The 17728-nt window shown below is 64.1% G+C and carries 16 protein-coding genes and 1 tRNA gene; 10 read left to right on the top strand and 7 right to left on the bottom strand.

Going from position 1 to position 17728, the window contains the following annotated elements; genetic code table 11:
• The first annotated feature begins 41 nt into the window (after positions 1-41).
• On the top strand, positions 42-809 hold the full coding sequence (locus AB1781_04445) for an alpha/beta hydrolase (GenBank protein ID MEW5703821.1): 768 nt from the start codon (positions 42-44) through the stop codon (positions 807-809).
• Here AB1781_04445 and AB1781_04440 read toward each other — a convergent pair.
• Genes AB1781_04440 through AB1781_04425 form a run of 4 tightly spaced genes read right to left on the bottom strand, consistent with a single transcriptional unit; the run spans position 795 to position 8440 of the window.
• Entirely contained in the window at positions 795-1700 is a 906-nt protein-coding gene (locus AB1781_04440; GenBank protein MEW5703820.1) for an SDR family oxidoreductase, read from the bottom strand. The genes AB1781_04445 and AB1781_04440 overlap by 15 nt on opposite strands.
• 7 nt (positions 1701-1707) lie before the next feature.
• Positions 1708-2376: a glutathione S-transferase family protein gene (locus AB1781_04435; protein ID MEW5703819.1), complete on the bottom strand. Its 669-nt coding sequence runs from the start codon at positions 2374-2376 to the stop codon at positions 1708-1710.
• Positions 2377-2428: 52 nt separating this feature from the next.
• Positions 2429-6961, bottom strand: a complete 4533-nt coding sequence (gene gltB / locus AB1781_04430) for a glutamate synthase large subunit (GenBank protein ID MEW5703818.1) — start codon at positions 6959-6961, stop codon at positions 2429-2431.
• A gap of 24 nt (positions 6962-6985) precedes the next feature.
• Positions 6986-8440 (bottom strand): NAD(P)-dependent oxidoreductase, encoded by a 1455-nt coding sequence (locus AB1781_04425; GenBank protein ID MEW5703817.1) that lies wholly within the window; start codon positions 8438-8440, stop codon positions 6986-6988.
• 308 nt (positions 8441-8748) lie between these two features.
• Here AB1781_04425 and AB1781_04420 point away from each other — a divergent pair, with 308 nt between their 5' ends.
• Positions 8749-9567 (top strand): undecaprenyl-diphosphate phosphatase, encoded by an 819-nt coding sequence (locus AB1781_04420; GenBank protein MEW5703816.1) that lies wholly within the window; start codon positions 8749-8751, stop codon positions 9565-9567.
• Here AB1781_04420 and AB1781_04415 read toward each other — a convergent pair.
• Positions 9564-10526: a complex I NDUFA9 subunit family protein gene (locus AB1781_04415; GenBank protein MEW5703815.1), complete on the bottom strand. Its 963-nt coding sequence runs from the start codon at positions 10524-10526 to the stop codon at positions 9564-9566. The genes AB1781_04420 and AB1781_04415 overlap by 4 nt on opposite strands.
• Before the next feature lie 117 nt (positions 10527-10643).
• Here AB1781_04415 and AB1781_04410 point away from each other — a divergent pair.
• From AB1781_04410 to ptsN, 8 genes are all read left to right on the top strand, one after another.
• Positions 10644-10730, top strand: a tRNA-Leu gene (locus AB1781_04410).
• 116 nt (positions 10731-10846) lie between these two features.
• Positions 10847-11458, top strand: a complete 612-nt coding sequence (locus AB1781_04405) for a ribonuclease D (protein ID MEW5703814.1) — start codon at positions 10847-10849, stop codon at positions 11456-11458.
• Between the two features lie 72 nt (positions 11459-11530).
• On the top strand, positions 11531-12508 hold the full coding sequence (locus AB1781_04400) for a KpsF/GutQ family sugar-phosphate isomerase (protein MEW5703813.1): 978 nt from the start codon (positions 11531-11533) through the stop codon (positions 12506-12508).
• Between the two features lie 34 nt (positions 12509-12542).
• Complete coding sequence (lptC, locus tag AB1781_04395) at positions 12543-13229, top strand: LPS export ABC transporter periplasmic protein LptC (GenBank protein MEW5703812.1); 687 nt, start codon at positions 12543-12545, stop codon at positions 13227-13229.
• Positions 13226-14047, top strand: coding sequence for an LptA/OstA family protein (locus AB1781_04390; protein MEW5703811.1), 822 nt, complete (start codon positions 13226-13228; stop codon positions 14045-14047). The genes lptC and AB1781_04390 overlap by 4 nt, the downstream gene beginning before the upstream one ends.
• Before the next feature lie 47 nt (positions 14048-14094).
• Positions 14095-14865, top strand: coding sequence for an LPS export ABC transporter ATP-binding protein (gene lptB / locus AB1781_04385; protein ID MEW5703810.1), 771 nt, complete (start codon positions 14095-14097; stop codon positions 14863-14865).
• A 16-nt stretch (positions 14866-14881) separates the two neighbouring features.
• Positions 14882-16336 (top strand): RNA polymerase factor sigma-54, encoded by a 1455-nt coding sequence (rpoN, locus tag AB1781_04380; protein ID MEW5703809.1) that lies wholly within the window; start codon positions 14882-14884, stop codon positions 16334-16336.
• Between the two features lie 159 nt (positions 16337-16495).
• Positions 16496-16957, top strand: a complete 462-nt coding sequence (ptsN, locus tag AB1781_04375) for a PTS IIA-like nitrogen regulatory protein PtsN (protein ID MEW5703808.1) — start codon at positions 16496-16498, stop codon at positions 16955-16957.
• Between the two features lie 20 nt (positions 16958-16977).
• On the opposite strand, the gene AB1781_04370 is transcribed toward ptsN, so the two are convergent.
• Positions 16978-17202, bottom strand: coding sequence for a DUF1150 family protein (locus AB1781_04370; GenBank protein ID MEW5703807.1), 225 nt, complete (start codon positions 17200-17202; stop codon positions 16978-16980).
• Between the two features lie 13 nt (positions 17203-17215).
• The gene (locus AB1781_04365) at positions 17216-17680 is read right to left on the bottom strand and encodes an Hsp20 family protein (GenBank protein MEW5703806.1); all 465 of its coding nucleotides are present in this window, start codon (positions 17678-17680) and stop codon (positions 17216-17218) included.
• Positions 17681-17728 lie beyond the last annotated feature (48 nt).

The raw sequence follows: 17728 nt of genomic DNA, 5'->3' as shown, positions 1-17728 counted from the left end.
TTACTCTCCGGACGTTTCGGGCAACGGTTGGGAAGGAAGCGATGCCGACGACGGCGGAGCCAGGGACTTTACCACGCGAAGGCGGCGCGACAATCGCCTATCGGCGCACGCCGGGCAAAACGCCCGGCGTCGTTTTTTGCGGCGGCTTCGGTTCGGACATGTCGGGCACCAAGGCGGCGGCGCTCGAAGCCTTCTGCGAAGCCCGCGGGCAAGCCTACCTTCGCTTCGACTACCAAGGGCATGGGCGGTCGTCGGGCGTCTTTGCGGACGGCACCATCGGCGGCTGGGCGGAAGACGCGCTTGGCGTTTTCGACGCCTGCACGGAAGGGCCGCAGGTGCTGGTCGGTTCCAGCATGGGCGGCTGGATCGCGCTCCTGGTTGCCCTGGCGCGGCCGCAACGCGTGGCGGGCCTTCTGGGGATCGCGGCGGCGCCCGACTTCACGGAAGACCTTATCTGGCAACGGCTGACCGCGGCCGAGCGCGAGGCCATGGCGCGGGACGGCTTCGTGCCGCCGCCCGGCGACTACCCGGAGACGGTGACGCGGATCACGCGGCGGCTGATCGAGGAGGGACGGGCGCATCTCCTGCTCCGGCATAGGATCCCGCTGGCCTGTCCGGTGCGGCTCGTGCACGGCATGGCGGACGCCGACGTGCCGTGGCAAACCGCGCTCCGCCTGCTCGATTGCCTCGAATCGAAGGACGCCGAGGTTACCCTTGTAAAGACGGGCGATCACCGCCTCTCCGAACCAAAGGATCTGTGCAGGCTTGAGCGTACACTTGCCGGCCTTCTGGATTCACTTAAGGCGTAGTTCCGCGAACAGGGCGCGCAGGCCCGCCTCATAGTCCGGGTAGCGAAGCGTGACGCCAAGCTCCCGCTTGATGCGGTCGTTACGCACGCGTTTGTTGTCGGCGTAGAAGCTGCGCGCCATGTCGGAAAGCCGGGCCTCCTCGAAGGTGACAAGGGGCGGGGCGGGAACGCCGAGCAGCGATGCCGCGAAGGCGATGACCTCTTCCGGCGGGGCCGGCCGATCGTCGCAGACATTATATATACGCCCGGGCTTCGGCGCGGCTATCGAACGGAGAAGGGTTTCCGCGATGTCTTCGACGTGGATGCGCGAAAAGACCTGGCCGGGCTTTCCGACACGCTGTGCCCGGCCTTCGCGAACGGCCGCCAACGGGTTGCGGGAAGGCCCGTAGATGCCGGCCAGGCGAAAGATGTGAACCGGCACCCCGGCCGTTTCCTGGAGTTCGAGCCAGGCCCGTTCCGCCGCGACCCGCAATCGGCCCCGCCGCCCCGTCGGGCGAAGCTCGGACCCCTCGTCCACCCAGCCGCCGCCGCGGTCGCCATAGACGCCGGTCGTCGAGAGGTAGCCCACCCAGCGCAGGCCTCGCATCGCTTGTACCGCGTGCCGGTGGTGGCGCAGGACGGGATCGCCCTCCGCATCCGGTGGCACGGAGGAAAGAAGATGCGTCGTTCCGGCAAGGCGTTCCGCCGCCGCTTCGACGGCACGCTCGGAATCGAAGAGCGCGGCGTCCACGCCGGCGGCGGCAAGTGCGGCGCGTTTTGCTTCCTTCCGCACGGTGCCGCCGAAATGCCAGCCCTTTCCCTTCAGGCGTTCGATCAAGGCCATTGCGCTGGCGCCGAGGCCGAAACAGAAAAGCCGCCCGGCCGGTGGGAGCGCGGTTTCCGATTGCGTCATGGCGGGGTCAGAAATCCGGATCGGCGTAGTGCTTGGGCGGCGTTATGCCGGGGATGTGGTCGGCGAGCAGGGGCCGGAAGGAAGGTCGCGATTTTACCCGCGCGTACCAATTCTTCGCCGTCGCATGTTCCCCCCACGGTACGTCGCCCAGGTAGTCGACGACCGAAAGATGGGCGGCGGCGGCCATGTCGGCCAGCGAGAAACGTTCGCCGGCCAGCCATTCCCGCCGTTCCGTCAGATAGCCGATATAGTCGAGGTGGTAGTGGATGTTCGTGTGCCCCGCGCGCAGCGCACCCGAGTCCGGCTCGCCCAAGCCCAGGAATCGCTTGAGCACCTTCTCGCCGACCAGGTTCGCCGTGACCTCGCGGTTGAACTTCGTATCGAACCAGGCCGCCAACCTTCGCACCTCGGCGCGGCCCAGCGGTGTTTCGCCAAGCAGCGGCGGCTCGGGGTAGGCTTCATCCAAATATTCGCAGATGGCGTCGCTGTCGGCGAGTGCCGTCCCGTCCTCTTCGACCAGAACCGGGACCTGGCCGGCCGGGTTCATGGCGAGGAAGGCGCGGCGGCGCTCCCATACCCGCTCGATCTGCATCCCGAAGGCGAGTTGCTTTTCGGCCAGCGCGATCCGTACCTTCCGCGAAAAAGGCGAAAGCCAGAGGTGGTAGAGGGTCCGCATGGCAAAACTCTATCGCAAGCCGGCCACCAATGGGTAGCCAAGGAAGAAGGCCTCAGGCGCGGGCCTTCTCTTCGGCGATCGTGGCCGGGTATTCGAGACGGTTCAGCATTTCCTTCGGAACGACCTGCCAGAAATGCGGCAGGGTCTGTTCCCAATCGTTGAGCAGCCGCTGGGCGAAGCGCGACTGCGTTTGGTGGGCGTGCTCGGTGATGAGGCGCTTCAGCACGCCTTCCCAATGGGCGGTCTGCACGCGCTGGTAGGTCGCCATGTCGGGGTTGACGTAGTGGGGGAAATCGCCCCGTTCGTCATAGACGAAGGCCATGCCGCCCGTCATGCCGGCGGCGAAGTTGTCGCCGACCGGGCCGAGGACGACAACGGTGCCGTTCGTCATGTATTCGCAGCCGTTCGAGCCGCACCCCTCGATCACCGTCTCGGCGCCGGAATTGCGAACGGCAAACCGTTCGCCGGCCTGGCCGGCGGCGAACAGCTTGCCGCTGGTTGCTCCGTAAAGGACCGTGTTGCCGATGATCGTGTTCTCGTTGGTGACCAAAGGCGAGGCGGTGAGCGGCCGGACGACGATAGTGCCGCCGGACAGCCCCTTGCCGACATAATCGTTGGCGTCTCCGAACACCTCGATCTTCAATCCCTGGACGGCGAAGGCGCCAAGCGACTGGCCCGCCGTACCGCGCAGACGCACCGTGATGTGGTCCTCGGCCAGACCCGCCATGCCGTAGCGGCGCGTGATCATGGAGGAAAGCCGCGTGCCGACCGCACGGTGGGTGTTGCGGACGTTGTAGGCGAGCTGCACCTTGCCCGATTTCCGAAGCGCGGCGGAGGCGTCCTCGACCATTTGCGCGTCCAGCGTGTCCGGCACTTCATTCCGGCCTTCGAGCGAGCAATAGCGCGGGAACTCGCCCGAGTCCGGCTGGGTGAGAAGGGGGTTTAAGTCGAGATCATCGAGGTGGGGGCTGCCGCGGCTGACCTGGGCCAGAAGGTCCGTGCGCCCGACGACTTCCCGCAGCGAACGCATGCCGAGCGAGGCGAGAATCTCGCGCACTTCTTCCGCGATGAAGCTGAACAGGTTGACGATCTTCTCCGGCGTGCCCTCGAATTTGTTCCGAAGCTTCGGGTCCTGCGTGCACACGCCGACCGGGCAGGTGTTGCTGTGGCACTGGCGAACCATGATGCAACCCATGGCGATGAGCGACGTGGTGCCGACGCCGAACTCTTCTGCCCCCATCATCGCCGCGATGACGACGTCGCGGCCGGTGCGAATGCCCCCGTCCACGCGCAGCCGGACCCGGTGACGAAGCCGGTTCAGCGTCAGCACCTGGTTTACCTCGCTCAGGCCCATTTCCCAGGGAACCCCGGCGTACTTGATGCTGCTTTGCGGGCTGGCGCCGGTGCCGCCGGAATGGCCGGAAATGAGGATGACGTCCGCCTTTGCCTTGGCGACGCCGGCGGCGATCGTGCCGATGCCCTCCTCCGCCACCAGCTTGACGGAAACCCGGGCTTCCGGGTTGATCTGCTTCAGGTCGTAGATGAGCTGCGCCAGGTCCTCGATCGAATAGATGTCGTGGTGCGGCGGCGGCGAGATCAGGGTTACGCCCGGCGTCGAGTGGCGCAGCCGCGCGATCTCCTCGGTCACCTTGAAGCCGGGCAGTTGGCCGCCTTCGCCCGGTTTCGCGCCTTGGGCGATCTTGATCTCGATCTCCTCGCAGTTGTTCAGATATTCCGCCGTCACCCCGAAACGGGCCGAGGCGATCTGCTTGATGACGGAGTTCGCGTTGTCGCCGTTCGGCAGCGGGTTGGCCCGCGCCGGGTCCTCGCCGCCCTCGCCGCTGCAGGAGGCGCCGCCGATCCGGTTCATGGCGATGGCGAGCGTCTCGTGCGCCTCGCGGGAAAGTGCCCCGTGCGACATGCTGCCGGTGCCGAAGCGCTTGCGGATTTCCGTGATCGATTCGACTTCCTCGGTCGGGATCGACTGGCCGGAAGGCTTGAAATCCAAAAGGTCGCGCAGCTGGATCGGCGGCAAATGCCGCAGGCCCTCGCCGTATTTTTTGTATGTGCTGTAGGAATCCGTGGCGACGGCCGTTTGCAGGAGATGGATGAGGTTGCCATCCACGGCGTGCGCCTCGCTGCCCCGGCGGACGGCATAGAAGCCGCCGATGGGAAGCGCGATGGTGTCTTCGTTGAAGGCGCGGGCGTGCAGCGCCAGCACTTTTGCCTGGATGCCGGAAAGCCCGATGCCGGAAATGCGCGACGTCATGCCCGGGAAGTACTCGGCGACCAGCGCGCGCGACAGGCCAAGCGCCTCGAAGTTGTACCCGCCCCGGTAGGAGACAATCACCGAGATGCCCATCTTCGACATGATCTTGAGCAGGCCGTCGTCGACCGACGTTGTGTAGCGGACGGCGCATTCCTCGAGCGAAAGCCCCGGCAACAGGCCCCGCCGGTGGCGGTCGGCGATCGTTTCAAGGGCGAGATAGGCGTTGACGGTGGTGGCGCCGACGCCGATCAGCACGGCGAAGTAATGAACGTCGAGGCATTCGCCGGACTGTACGTTCAGCGACGTGAAGGTGCGCAGCCGCTGGCGGACGAGGTGGGTGTGGACGGCGCCCGTCGCCAGGATCATCGGGATCGGCGCAAGTTCCGGCCCAATGGCCTTGTCGCTCAGGACGAGGTGCACGATGCCGCCGCGCACGGCATCTTCCGCCTCGGTCCGGATGCGGGTAAGGGCATCCTGCAGGGCGTTCTCGCCGCCGTCGGTGGGAAAGGTGCAGTCGATCTCGGCCGCCTGTTCTCCCATGTGGGCGCGCATCGCCGCGAACTCGGCGTTTGAAAGGACGGGCGATTCCAGTTCGAGACGCCGCGTCTGCCGCTCATGGGCTTCGAGGATGTTCCCGAGATTGCCAAGCCGCGTCTTGAGGCCCATGACGCGGCGCTCGCGCAAGCTGTCGATCGGCGGGTTCGTGACTTGGCTGAACCGCTGCCGGAAATAGTGATGCATGCCCCGGTAGTGGTTGGAAAGCACGGCCAGCGGCGTGTCGTCCCCCATCGAGCCAATCGCTTCCTTTCCGTCCTCGGCCATCGGCTGGAGCAGGAGCTCGATTTCCTCCATCGTGTAGCCGCAGGCAACCTGGCGCCGCCGCAAGTCTTCCCGCGAGCAGGTGCCCTTTTCCGAACGGGCGCCTTTGATCAGGCTGTCCATCGCGACCAGGTGCTTGATCCATTTGCCGTAAGGCAGCTCGTCCGCCAGCATGTCGCGGAGCTCATGGTCGTGATAGAGGCGGCCTTCGTCCAGATTGACGGCGATCGTCTGGCCCGGGCCGACGCGGCCCTTTTCGATGACGGCGGATTCGTCCGCCCACACCATGCCGGCCTCGGAACCGACGGTGAGAAGGCCGTCGCCGGTGATTGTGTAGCGCATCGGGCGAAGCCCGTTCCGGTCCATGCCGGCGATGACCCAGCGCCCGTCGGAGGCGGTGATCGCCGCCGGACCATCCCACGGTTCGGAAACGCAGTTGCAGTAATGGAAAAGGTCCTGGTGCTTTTGCGGCATGATCGCCTGGTTCGACCAGGCGGCGGGAATCAGCATCGTCTTGACAAGGGGCGCCGTCCGCCCGGCGCGGACCATGAGCTCGAAGGCGGCGTCGAGGGCGGCCGAGTCCGAACTTCCCAGCGGGATGACGGGTTTCAGGGTCTCGATATGCTCTCCGAAGCGCTTCGATTCCATCCGCGCTTCGTGGCTCCGCATCCAGTTGACGTTGCCGCGCAGCGTATTGATCTCGCCGTTGTGGGCGAGCATGCGGAAAGGTTGCGCGAGGAGCCAGGTGGGGAACGTGTTCGTCGAATAGCGCTGATGATAGATTGCAAAGCGCGAGACGAAGCGTTCGTCCAGCAGGTCCGGGTAGAAATTCGTCAATTGCTCGGCCAGGAACATGCCCTTGTAGATGATCGAACGGCAGGAAAGCGAGCAGATGTAGAAATCGTTGATGTGCTCTTCTTCAAGCACGCGCTTCTCGATCTTCCGGCGAATGATGTAGAGGTCGAGCTCGAATTGCTCTTCGTCCACGCCGCGGGCGTTGGCGATCATGATCTGCTCGATCTCGGGGCGCGAGGCGTTCGCCTTTTCCCCGATGACGGAGGCGTCGATCGGAACCTGCCGCCAACCATAGATGCGATAACCGAAGGCAAGGATTTCCGCCTCGACGATCGTGCGGCAGACTTCTTGCGCGTTCAGGCTGGTTTTCGGCAGGAACACCATGCCGACGGCGAGCAGGCCCGATTCCGGCCGATGGCCGGTGCGCGCGATGTGTTCCTTGAAGAATTCCTGCGAAATCTCGACGTGGATGCCGGCGCCGTCGCCCGTCTTGCCGTCGGCGTCCACGGCGCCGCGGTGCCAGACGGCCTTGAGGGCGTTGATCCCCGCCTCGACGACGGCGCGCCTTGGCTTGCCATCGATGGCGACGACGAGGCCGACGCCGCAGGCGTCGTGCTCGTGCTCCGGACGATAAAGACCCTCGCGCTCGAGCTGGGCGGCGTTTACCCGCCAGGCGTCAACGAAGGCTTCTCCCTTGTTCATGTCTTGCCTGCCTTTATCTTTTTTTTACGAAGCGACGGCGAGCTCTTTCGCCGGGTGCTTTTTTTTCATCCTCGCCCGAAAGTAGGCGTCGATGTTCTCGGCGGCGTCACGCCCATCCCGGATTCCCCAAACGACGAGCGAGGCACCCCGTACAATGTCGCCGGCGGCGAAGACGCCGTCGAGATTCGTCATCATCGTGCGGAAGTCGATCTTGATCGTTCCCCAGCGGCTGACCTCCAGTTCCGGCACGCTGAAAAGCGTTGGCACTTCCTCCGGGTCGAAGCCGAGCGCCTTGATGACCACGTCGGCTTCCAGCGTGAAGTGGGAGCCGGAAATCGGCTGCGGGGTCTGGCGTCCGGTCGCGTCCGCATCGCCGAGATGCATCCGCAGCGTTCGTACGCCGGAAACGGCGCCGTCGCCCAGAAACGCCTCCGGCGCGGAAAGCCAGATGAACTCGACGCCTTCTTCCTCGGCGTGGCGGACCTCGCGCTGGGAACCGGGCATGTTCGCGCGGTCGCGCCGGTAAAGGCATTTGACGGACTTCGCGCCCTGGCGAACGGCGGTGCGCACGCAGTCCATCGCCGTGTCGCCGCCGCCGACCACGACGATGTTCTTGCCGCTGGCGTCCAGCGCGCCGCTGTCGAATTCCGGCACGTCGTCTCCCAGCCCCTTGCGGTTGCTGGCGATCAGATAGTCGAGGGCCTGGATGACGTTGCCGAGGCCGGAGCCCGGAATCTTGATGTCGCGCGCCTTGTAAACACCGGTCGCGATCAGGACGGCGTCGTGCCGCTCCTGAAGTTCGGGCAGGCTGGCGTCGCGGCCGACCTCGAAATTCGGATGGAAGCGCACGTTGCCTTCCGTCAGCAGCTTGACGCGCCGCTCGACGACCCACTTCTCAAGCTTGAAGTTCGGGATGCCGTAGACGAGCAAGCCGCCGATCCGATCGTAGCGGTCGTAAACGTGCACCTGGTAGCCCTTGCGGCGGAGCTGCTCGGCGGCGGCAAGGCCGGCCGGTCCGCCGCCAATGACGCCGACGGATTGTTCAAGCTCCCGTCGCGGGGCGGGCGGCTTGACGAGGCCCCTCTCGAAGGCGGTGTCCGTGATGTATTTTTCGACCGAGCCGATGGTGACCGAATCGAACCCCTTCTCGATGACGCAATTGCCTTCGCACAGCCGGTCCTGCGGGCAGATGCGGCCGCAGATTTCGGGCAGGTTGTTGGTCGCGGCGGAAACCTCGTAGGCTTCCTCGATACGGCCCTCGGCGGTGAGTCTCAACCAGTCCGGAATGTTGTTCGAGACCGGGCAATGAATCTGGCAGAACGGAATCCCGCATTGCGAGCAGCGACCGGCTTGCTCGGCGGCGGCGGCGGGATCGTATTCGCCGAAGATTTCATCGAAGTCCTGGCGCCGGGCATCGGCTTCCCGCTTCACGGGCATGCGCTGGGCGATGTCCCGAAATTTCAGCATGCGGTTTACCATGATGCGACTTGGTCCTAGTCCCGATATGTTGATGGCCCCGCCTTGCGTCTCCCGCGGGGCTATTTTTATTGGCATACCATATAATACCATCGAATTGTGTCAATAAGGTTTACCTAATGCAATGGATTCCATCTTTAAATCATCAAACCTCTAGAAAATCAAAGCGGCAACCGAGGATGTTAGTAAACTAACGGTACTATTTATTGTAACATATTGAAATAAATGTAATTTACTGTCAAAATTTTTCACGTGTCTTGACGGGGGCAGATACGGCATGCTGCATGTCCTCACCGTCGGGAGTTGTCCGCTTGCCGCTCTTGCACATCGCCGTCCTTGCCCTCATCCAAGGCGTCACCGAATTCCTTCCCATCAGTTCGCAGGCGCATCTGATCCTGACCTCGATGGGACTCCACTGGCAGGACCAGGGCCTCCTGATGGACGTCGCCCTGCATGTCGGCACCCTGGCCGCCGTGCTCGTCTATTTCTGGCGGGACGTTTGGCGCATGGCAAAGGGCTTGGGCAGCGCCCTCGGCGGCGCGGTCAACGCCGGTGCGAGACTCGGCCTCCAGATCGTGCTCGCCACCTTGCCGGTGATGGCGACGGGATATTTCCTGATCGATCACGCCGAGCGTCTGCGCGATCCGCTGGTCATCGGCTGGGCGACGCTCGGCTTCGGTGTGCTGCTTTACTTGGCCGACCGCTTCGGCCTGCGCGTTCGCCGCGTCGAACACATGACCTTCGGCGGCGCGCTGGTCATTGGGCTGGCGCAAATTTGCGCGCTCATTCCCGGCACAAGCCGTTCCGGCGTGACGATGACGGCGGGACGCATGCTTGGTTTCGAGCGAGAGGAGGCGGCGCGGTTTTCGCTCTTGCTCGCCATTCCGGCGATCCTTGCTGCCGGCACGCTCGAGGGCATCCGTCTTTATGAAATGGGGAACGCCGAGCTTACCCGGGATGCGTTTCTTGCCGCCGGTCTTGCCTTCTTTTCGGCCCTCGCCGCCATCGCCTTGATGATGGCGTGGTTGCGCCACGCCACCTTCACCCCTTTCGTGCTGTACCGCGTCGTTCTGGGGGCGGGCCTGGTGGCCTTCGTTTATTTCGGCGTGCTGCCGAGCGGGTGGTTTTAAGCCGGGCTGTCGCCGTCGGGCGACCACCGTTCCCGCTTCTGCCCACCGGGGCGGAAGCGGGCGAGGTAGCTTGGCAGGACCACCTCGACCGGCGTCGGCGCGATGCCCAAATCCGCCAGCGTCTTGGCGGTGGGCGAAACGACGTTGTCGCGCTCGAGCAGGCGCACTTGGTCGCGGGTGAGCAACGGTTTCGGCAAGAGCTCAAGGAAAAAAGCTTCAAGGCGCGCCACCCGGAAAGGCACCGGCACGAGCAGTCGACGGCGACCGGTCTCCGCCAGGGTGCGTTCGAGCAGCTCGCGGAAGGTATAGACGACAGGCCCGCCCAACTCGAAGGTCTCGCCGGCGTGGCCCGAAAGCGCGCGGCAGATCGCCAGGGCGACGTCGCAGACATAGACCGGCTGCAAGCGGGTCTTGCCGCCGCCGATCAGGGGCAGCGCCGGCGCGAACCGGGCAAGGTTTGCGAACAGATTGAAGAAATTATCCTCGGGCCCGAAGACGACGCTGGGCCGAACACAAACGGCCTCGGGAAACGCCTCGCGCACGGCCGCCTCGCCGGCCGCCTTGGTGCGGGCGTAGGCGGAAGGCGATGCGAGGTCCGCCCCGATCGCCGAGACGTGGATGAGCGTGCCGACGCCGGCTTCCTTCGCCGCGCGGGCGATCCGCTGCGCCCCATCCACGTGAACGGCGCGGAACGTTTGCCGGCCGCGCTCGTAAAGGATGCCGGCGAGGTTGATGACGGCGTCGGTGTCCCGCACCGCCGCGGCGACCGAGGCGTCGTCCCGGACGTTCGCCGGCCACGGCAGGATTTGGCCGACGTCGCCGAGTGGCCTCAAGAACGCCGCCGCCTCCGGGTCACGAACGGCGATGCGCAGGCGCGCGCCTTCGCTTGCCAGCCGCCGGACGAGGTGACGCCCCACAAAGCCCGATCCGCCAAAAATAGTTACGATACGATTGGTCATAAGTCCGCATTCTAGCTTGGGAAAGGCCGCGGTGCGATTCTTGCCTCGGCGTTTCTTTTCGGCTACGTACCTAGTATATAGGAACACCCAAGGCAACGGCAGCAAGCGCCAAGCGCTGCCCAGGTGGCGGAATTGGTAGACGCGCTAGCTTCAGGTGCTAGTGGCCGCAAGGTCGTGGAAGTTCGAGTCTTCTCCTGGGCACCAGCCTTAAACGTTTCCGACTTGTGTTCTCTGTTTTTATGCGTGCCCCGGCGTAGCGCCGCGAGCGGCAAGGCAACCGGCCGCAAGACCCGAAAGACAGGGGCCTGAAAGATGATGAAATGAGCGTCGAACTGCATAAGGGCGACCTGCCGGCCGGACTCGACTTCGGTGATTTCCTCGCCGTGGACACGGAAACGCTCGGCCTCAACCCCCATCGGGATCGGCTTTGCCTGGTCCAGCTTTCCGCCGGGGACGGCAACGCCCATCTCGTCCAGTTTGAGAAGGGTTTGTACAAGGCGCCCAATCTGAAAGCCGTTCTGACGAACAAGAAAGTGACGAAGATTTTTCATTTCGGCCGATTCGACCTGGCCATGCTGCTGCGTTATCTCGATGTTTTCGCAGAGCCGGTTTTTTGCACGAAGATCGCCTCCCGCCTTGCCCGCACCTATACGGATCGTCACGGCTTGAAGGACCTCTGCCGCGAACTTTTGAACGTGGAGATATCGAAACAGCAACAGTCTTCCGACTGGGGGGCGGCGGAACTGACCGAGGCGCAGCGCGAATACGCGGCCGCCGACGTGCTCTACCTGCATCGGCTTCGGGAAAAACTGCTCGCCATGCTGACCCGCGAAGGCCGGCTGGATCTGGCCGAGGCCTGCTTCCGTTTTCTGCCCCACCAGGCGGCGCTCGACCTCATCGGCTGGGCGGACGAGGACATCTTCCACCACTAGCAAGACTGCGCGGCGTTGATTTTTCGTAGGCTGAGCCCCATACTCAAGGGGTCTTCGCGCCTAGAGGGGCCCATGAAAACCAGGACGAAACCGGCCGGTGTCCCGGACGACCTTGAGGCCGCGCGCCGGGTGTTTGAGATGGAAGCCGAGGGCATTGCGCGGTTCGCAGCCTCCCTCGGCGAGGAATTCACGGCCGCGCTGACCCATCTCGAGTCGGTGACCGGGCGCGTCATCGTCACCGGGATGGGAAAAAGCGGCCACGTCGCCCGCAAGATCGCCGCCACCTTCGCCTCGACCGGCACGCCCGCCTTCTTCGTCCATCCGGCGGAAGCCAGCCACGGCGACCTTGGCATGATCACGCGCGGGGATGCCGTGCTCGCGCTGTCGAATTCCGGCGAAACGCCTGAGCTTGATTCCCTCGTCGCCTATACGCGCCGGCACAAGATTCCGTTGATCGCGGTGACGGGCAGGTTAAAAAGCGCCCTGGCCGAAGCGGCGGACGTGATCTTGCTGTTGCCGGCGGCGCCGGAGGCGTGTCCGCTGGGGTTGGCGCCGACCACGTCGACGACGGTGATGCTGGCGCTGGGCGATGCCCTGGCGGTGGCGTTGCTACAGCGGAAAGGGTTTACGGCCGACGAATTTCAAGTCCTGCACCCCGGGGGACAACTTGGGCGCAAGCTGCTCCGGGTCTCCGACATCATGCACGCCGGCGAGGCAATCCCGCTGACTGACGAAGGCGCTTCGATGTCGGACGTCCTCCTTGCCATGACGACGAAAAGTTTCGGCTGCGTCGGCGTTCTGCGCGGCAAGACCAAGCTGGTTGGCATCGTCACCGACGGGGATTTGCGCCGGCACATGAAGGGTCTTCTCGAGAAGAAGGTCAAAGACGTGATGACAAAAAACCCGAAGACGATCCGGCCGAACGCCTTGGCCGCCGAAGCGCTCGGTTGCATGAACGCGAACAAGATCACGAGCCTTTTCGTCGTCGAGGACAATCGGCCGGTTGGCATCCTGCACATTCACGACTGCCTTCGCGCAGGCATTGCCTAAACGCGAGGCACCGGCATCGATGGAGGGTGAGGGCGTGGCGTCCTCGGGCAAGCCCGCGCTGCGCCCAAGCCTGGGCTGGTTTCGAGGCGTCTTTCGCCGTTTCCGAAGGCCGCCGACAGACCACCCCCACGCGCGGCGGAGCCGTTACGTGGGCGTCCTTAAGTTCTTGCTGCCGGTGCTGGCGGCGGTGTTGGTCGGGCTCATCGCCTTCTGGCCGCAATTGCAGGAACGTACGGGCGAATTCCGCCTGCGCTTCGAAACGCTGGGTTCGCAGGAAGCCGATGTTGTCCAGATGATCAACCCGCGTTTCCTGGGCGTAGACGTGGCCGACCGGCGCTATACGATTACGGCCGGCCGGGCGACGCAGGTCGAAGAGGGGCGGATCAATCTCGAAAACCCGAAGGGTGACATGGCGCTGGAGAACGGATCGTGGGTTGTGCTTTCGGCCAACACCGGCGCCTATTACCGGGATCGCCGGATTCTCGACCTGGCCGGCAACGTGAATCTCTACCATGATGCCGGTTACGAATTTTCCACCGAGCAGGCCAGTATCGATCTCGGCAAAGGCACCGCCGCCGGCGACGTGGCGACCACCGGGCAGGGGCCGATCGGCCACATTCAATCGGACGGCTTCCGCGTGTTCGATCGGGGCGAGCGGGTTCTTTTCACCGGCAAGGCCCGCCTCGTTCTGTACGACGGGAAGGGAAGGGCCAGCCGATGACACGCGCATTCCACTTCTCGGCCGCGCTTCTTTCGGCCCTCTTGCTGGCATTGCCCGTCGCCGCCCAGGGCTTGAACCTAGGTGGCGGCGCGGAAGACGGCCCGATCGAGATCACGGCCGAGAACGGGATCGAATGGTGGGAACCGAAACAGCTCTATATCGCCCGCGGCAACGCGAAGGCTTCGCGCGGCGAGGTTGACCTTTTCGGAGATGAGCTGACGGCGCACTATCGGACGGACAAGGCCGGCGATCGGGAGATATGGCGGCTCGACGCGGTCGGCAACGTTCGCATCAAATCTCCCAGCGAAGAAGCGACCGGCGAGGTGGGCGCCTACGACGTTGACCGGGGCATTCTCGTGCTGACCGGGAAGGTGCGGCTCGACACGCCCGAAGAGCGTGTCACGGCAAACCGCAGCCTCGAATACTGGACGAACGAGAACATGGCCGTCGCGCGCGGCGAGGCCATCGCGATCCGCGAGGACCGCCGGTTGAGCGCGGACGTTTTGGTGGCCTATTTCCACGCGCCGGACGCGGCAGGCAAGCGCAAGCTTCGCCGCCTCGAGGCCTATACCGACGTTCACGTCTCGACGCCGACCGAGATCGTGCGCGGGGACCGTGGCGTTTATGAGGTGGAAAGCGGTATTGCTACGGTCACGGGGTCGGTTAAAATCACCCGCGGCAAGGACCAGATGAACGGCGAGCGCGCCGAGGTTGACATGAAAAGCGGCGTCAGCCGGCTGCTCACCGCCCCGGCCGGCGGTGGCCGGGTGAAGGCGATCATAACACCCTCGAAGGAAAAGGAAAAAAGCCCGAAGTGAACCCAGCGTTAGGAAGTTCTTAAGGCAAAATGACGAAAACCAAGCCTATGGGCCAGACGATCGAACCGTCCTCCACGCCGCGCCTGGTTTCGGACAACGCCGGGCTGCAGGCGGTCAAGCTTGGCAAGCGCTTCAAGAAGCGGCCGGTCGTGCGGGAGGTCAGTTTTGGCGTTCAGCGCGGCGAGGTGGTTGGGCTTCTGGGTCCGAACGGTGCCGGCAAGACGACCTGTTTCCACATGGTCATCGGGCTCATCGCACCGGACTATGGGCAAATTCTGCTCGATGGCGAAAGCATCGGCGGACTTCCGATGTACCGGCGGGCGCGGCTTGGGGTCGGCTACCTGCCGCAAGAGATGTCGATCTTCCGGGGGCTTTCCGTTGAGGACAACATCCGCGCCGTCCTTGAGGTCGTGGAGCCGATCCACGAGGCGCGCGAAACCCTGCTCGAGGATCTGCTGGCGGAATTTTCGATTACGCATTTGCGGCGCACGCCGGCGCTGGCGCTTTCCGGGGGCGAACGCCGCCGCGTCGAGATCGCCCGCGCGCTCGCTTCCCAGCCGCACTTCATTCTTCTCGATGAACCGCTGGCCGGGATCGACCCGATCGCGGTCGGCGACATTCGCAATCTGGTTGCGCATTTGAAGGATCGCGGGCTCGGCGTCTTTATCACCGATCACAACGTTCGCGAGACGCTCGAAATCGTCGACCGAGCCTACATTCTTCACGACGGGATGGTTCTGATGGAAGGCTCGCCTTCCGAGATCGTCGCCCACGAGGATGTCCGGCGCGTCTATCTCGGAGAGCGATTCAGCCTTTAACCCATAGGCAAACGTAATGGCACTCGGTCAACGTCTGGACCTGCGACAGTCCCAGTCCCTGGTGATGACGCCGCAGCTTCAGCAGGCGATCAAGCTGCTGCAGCTATCGAACTTCGAGCTTACGGCGTTTCTCGAACAGGAAATCGAACAGAACCCGCTGCTGGAACTTGCCGAGGCCAGCCCGGAGCCGAGTCTGGAGGCGCCCGATGAAGCGGCGCCGACGGAGACGGCGGCGTTGGACGGCGAGCTTGCCGACCATTGGGAAGGCGAAGGCGGTTCCGATACGACATACGAGGATGGCCCCGATCTCGGCGGGTCGTGGGGCACCGCCTCCGGCGCGGGCACCAGCCGGGAAGCGCCGAACCTGGAACAGACGCTCTCGAAAGAAATCAATTTAAGGGAGCATCTTCTTGGTCAGTTGAACGTGGACGTGCACGACCCCGTCGACCGGGTGATCGGGCGGCATCTGATCAATCTTTTGGACGAGGCCGGCTACCTGACCGGGGACCTCGAAAGCGCCGCCGAACTTTTGGGTTGCGCGTGTTCGCGCGTCGAGGAAACGCTCAAGCTTCTGCAGCGCTTCGACCCCCCGGGCGTGTTTGCGCGCGATTTGAAGGAGTGCTTGGCCCTTCAACTCGGTGAGCGGAATCGGCTGGATCCGGCCATGCAGGCCCTGCTGGACAACCTCGATCTGCTGGCACGGCACGAAACCGGGCTGCTGCTGAAGCGTTGCGGGATCGGCAAGGAGGATCTCGCCGACATGATCGCGGAAATCCGCTCGCTCGATCCGAAGCCGGGGCTCGCCTTCGATTCGGCGGTCGCCCAGCCGATTATTCCGGACGTTCTCATGCGTTCCCAGCGGAACGGCGGCTGGATCGTCGAATTAAACGCGGAATCGCTGCCGCGGGTTCTCGTCAACAACAGCTACTACGAGCAGGTCAACCGCGAGGCGAGAAAAAAGGACGAGAAGCGTTACATCTCCGAGCAGTTCCAATCCGCCAACTGGCTGGTGAAGTCGCTGCACCAGCGGGCGACGACCATCCTCCGCGTGGCGAGCGAGATCGTTCGCCAGCAGGACGCGTTCTTCCGCAACGGCGTGCAGCACCTGAAACCCCTTGTCCTGCGCGACATCGCAAGTGCCATCGACATGCACGAAAGCACGGTCAGCCGCGTGACGACGAACAAATTCATCCTCACCCCGCGGGGCATTCACGAATTGAAGTATTTCTTCACCGCCGCGATCGCCGGCACCGGGGAAGGGGACTCCCATTCCGCGGAGGCCGTCCGCCAGCGAATCAAGGCGCTGGTGGAGGAGGAAAACCCGGGCCATATCCTGTCCGATGACAAGCTGGTCGAGCTTTTGAAGGCCGAACACGTCGCCATCGCCCGGCGGACCGTCGCGAAATACCGCGAAGCCCTTGGGATTCCATCCTCCGTCCAGCGCCGCCGGTGGAAGAACACCGTCCTCTAGCCGCGCCTATTGATCGGTTGACTTGAGGGGGCGGCTAGCCCTATCGTCCGGCCCCTTATCGCCTCACCTTAAGTCCAATCGCACCACAGGCTTCGTCATCCGATCAAACCGTCGCAGGGGCTGGTGCCGCGAAACGCCGCGAAACACTATGTGCCGATCATGGAAATCACGGATCTGATCACGCCGGAAAGCGTGATCTTGAATCTGCGGGCAACCAGCAAGAAGCAGGCTCTTCAGGAGCTCGCGCAAAGGGCGGCACGGGTCACCGGGCTGCATGAGCGGGCTATCTTCGACGTCCTGCTCGAGCGCGAAAAGCTGGGAACGACGGGCGTCGGTTCGGGCGTCGCGATTCCCCACGGCAAGCTCGCCGAACTTGACAAGCTGTGCGGGGTTTTCGCCAAGCTGGAAAAGCCGATCGACTTCGAGGCGATCGACGAGCGTCCCGTCGACCTGATCTTCATGCTGCTGGCCCCGGCGTCCGCCGGCGCTGATCACCTGAAGGCGCTGGCGCGAATTTCACGCCTGCTGCGGGACGATGCGACGTGCGAAAAACTCCGCGGTTCCGATACGGCCGAAGCCATCTACGCCATCCTCCTCGGCACCGACGAGAGCGGCGGCTAGGCGGGCAAGGCTTTCTTCGATCAGTGCACGCCGACCGGGCGCATGTCGTGTTCAAGGATGGCGGCATAGGCGCCCTTGAGATCTTCCAGCACGGCCAGCCGCGTTCCGTCGGCGGCGTGGATCGCATAGCCCAGCGCCCCCACCTCGTCGATCGGGATCGGCCGCACATAAGCGATATGCTGCAACCCCAGCGAAGCGAAGTCCTCGCCGGAAAGATGGCGCAACCTTTCGTTGGTGTTCGTCATGGCGTTGCTCTCGCTAGGCATCTGTCTTCTCGGCCTTCACGTTGACTGTCTGCGACGGGGTGGCGCGATTCTCGCGAATGGCAACCTTGCGGACCCGGCTTTCGGCCTGCGGTCGCGCCAGGTCTATGTGCAGAAGGCCGTTGTCGTAAGCCGCATCGAGTATCTCGATTCCATCGGCCAGCACGAAGCGGCGCTGGAACTTCCGGGTCGCAATGCCCCGGTGCAGGAAGACGCGGTCTTCGTTTTCGTCCTTGTGCTTGCCCCGGAGGACCATCTCGTTGTTTTCGATCGTGACGTCGAGCTCATCCGGGCGAAAGCCGGCAACGGCAACCGTGATGCGAAGCGTGTCCGCGTCGCGCTGTTCTATGTTGTAGGGCGGATAGCCGTCCTGCGCCGTCTTCGCCACCCGGTCGAGGGTGCGCTCGACGGCGTCGAAGCCGAGCAGAAAAGGGCTGTTGAAGAGGGAAATGCGCGGCATGTGCAGTCTCCTCACGGGTGAGCAAGTTGCAGGATGGGCCCGGTCTTC

The organism is Pseudomonadota bacterium (assembly GCA_040752895.1).
In the GTDB taxonomy this organism is placed as follows: Bacteria; Pseudomonadota; Alphaproteobacteria.
The sequence above is the reverse complement of the archived record's forward strand: the minus strand, read 5'-3'. Positions and strand labels throughout refer to the sequence as shown.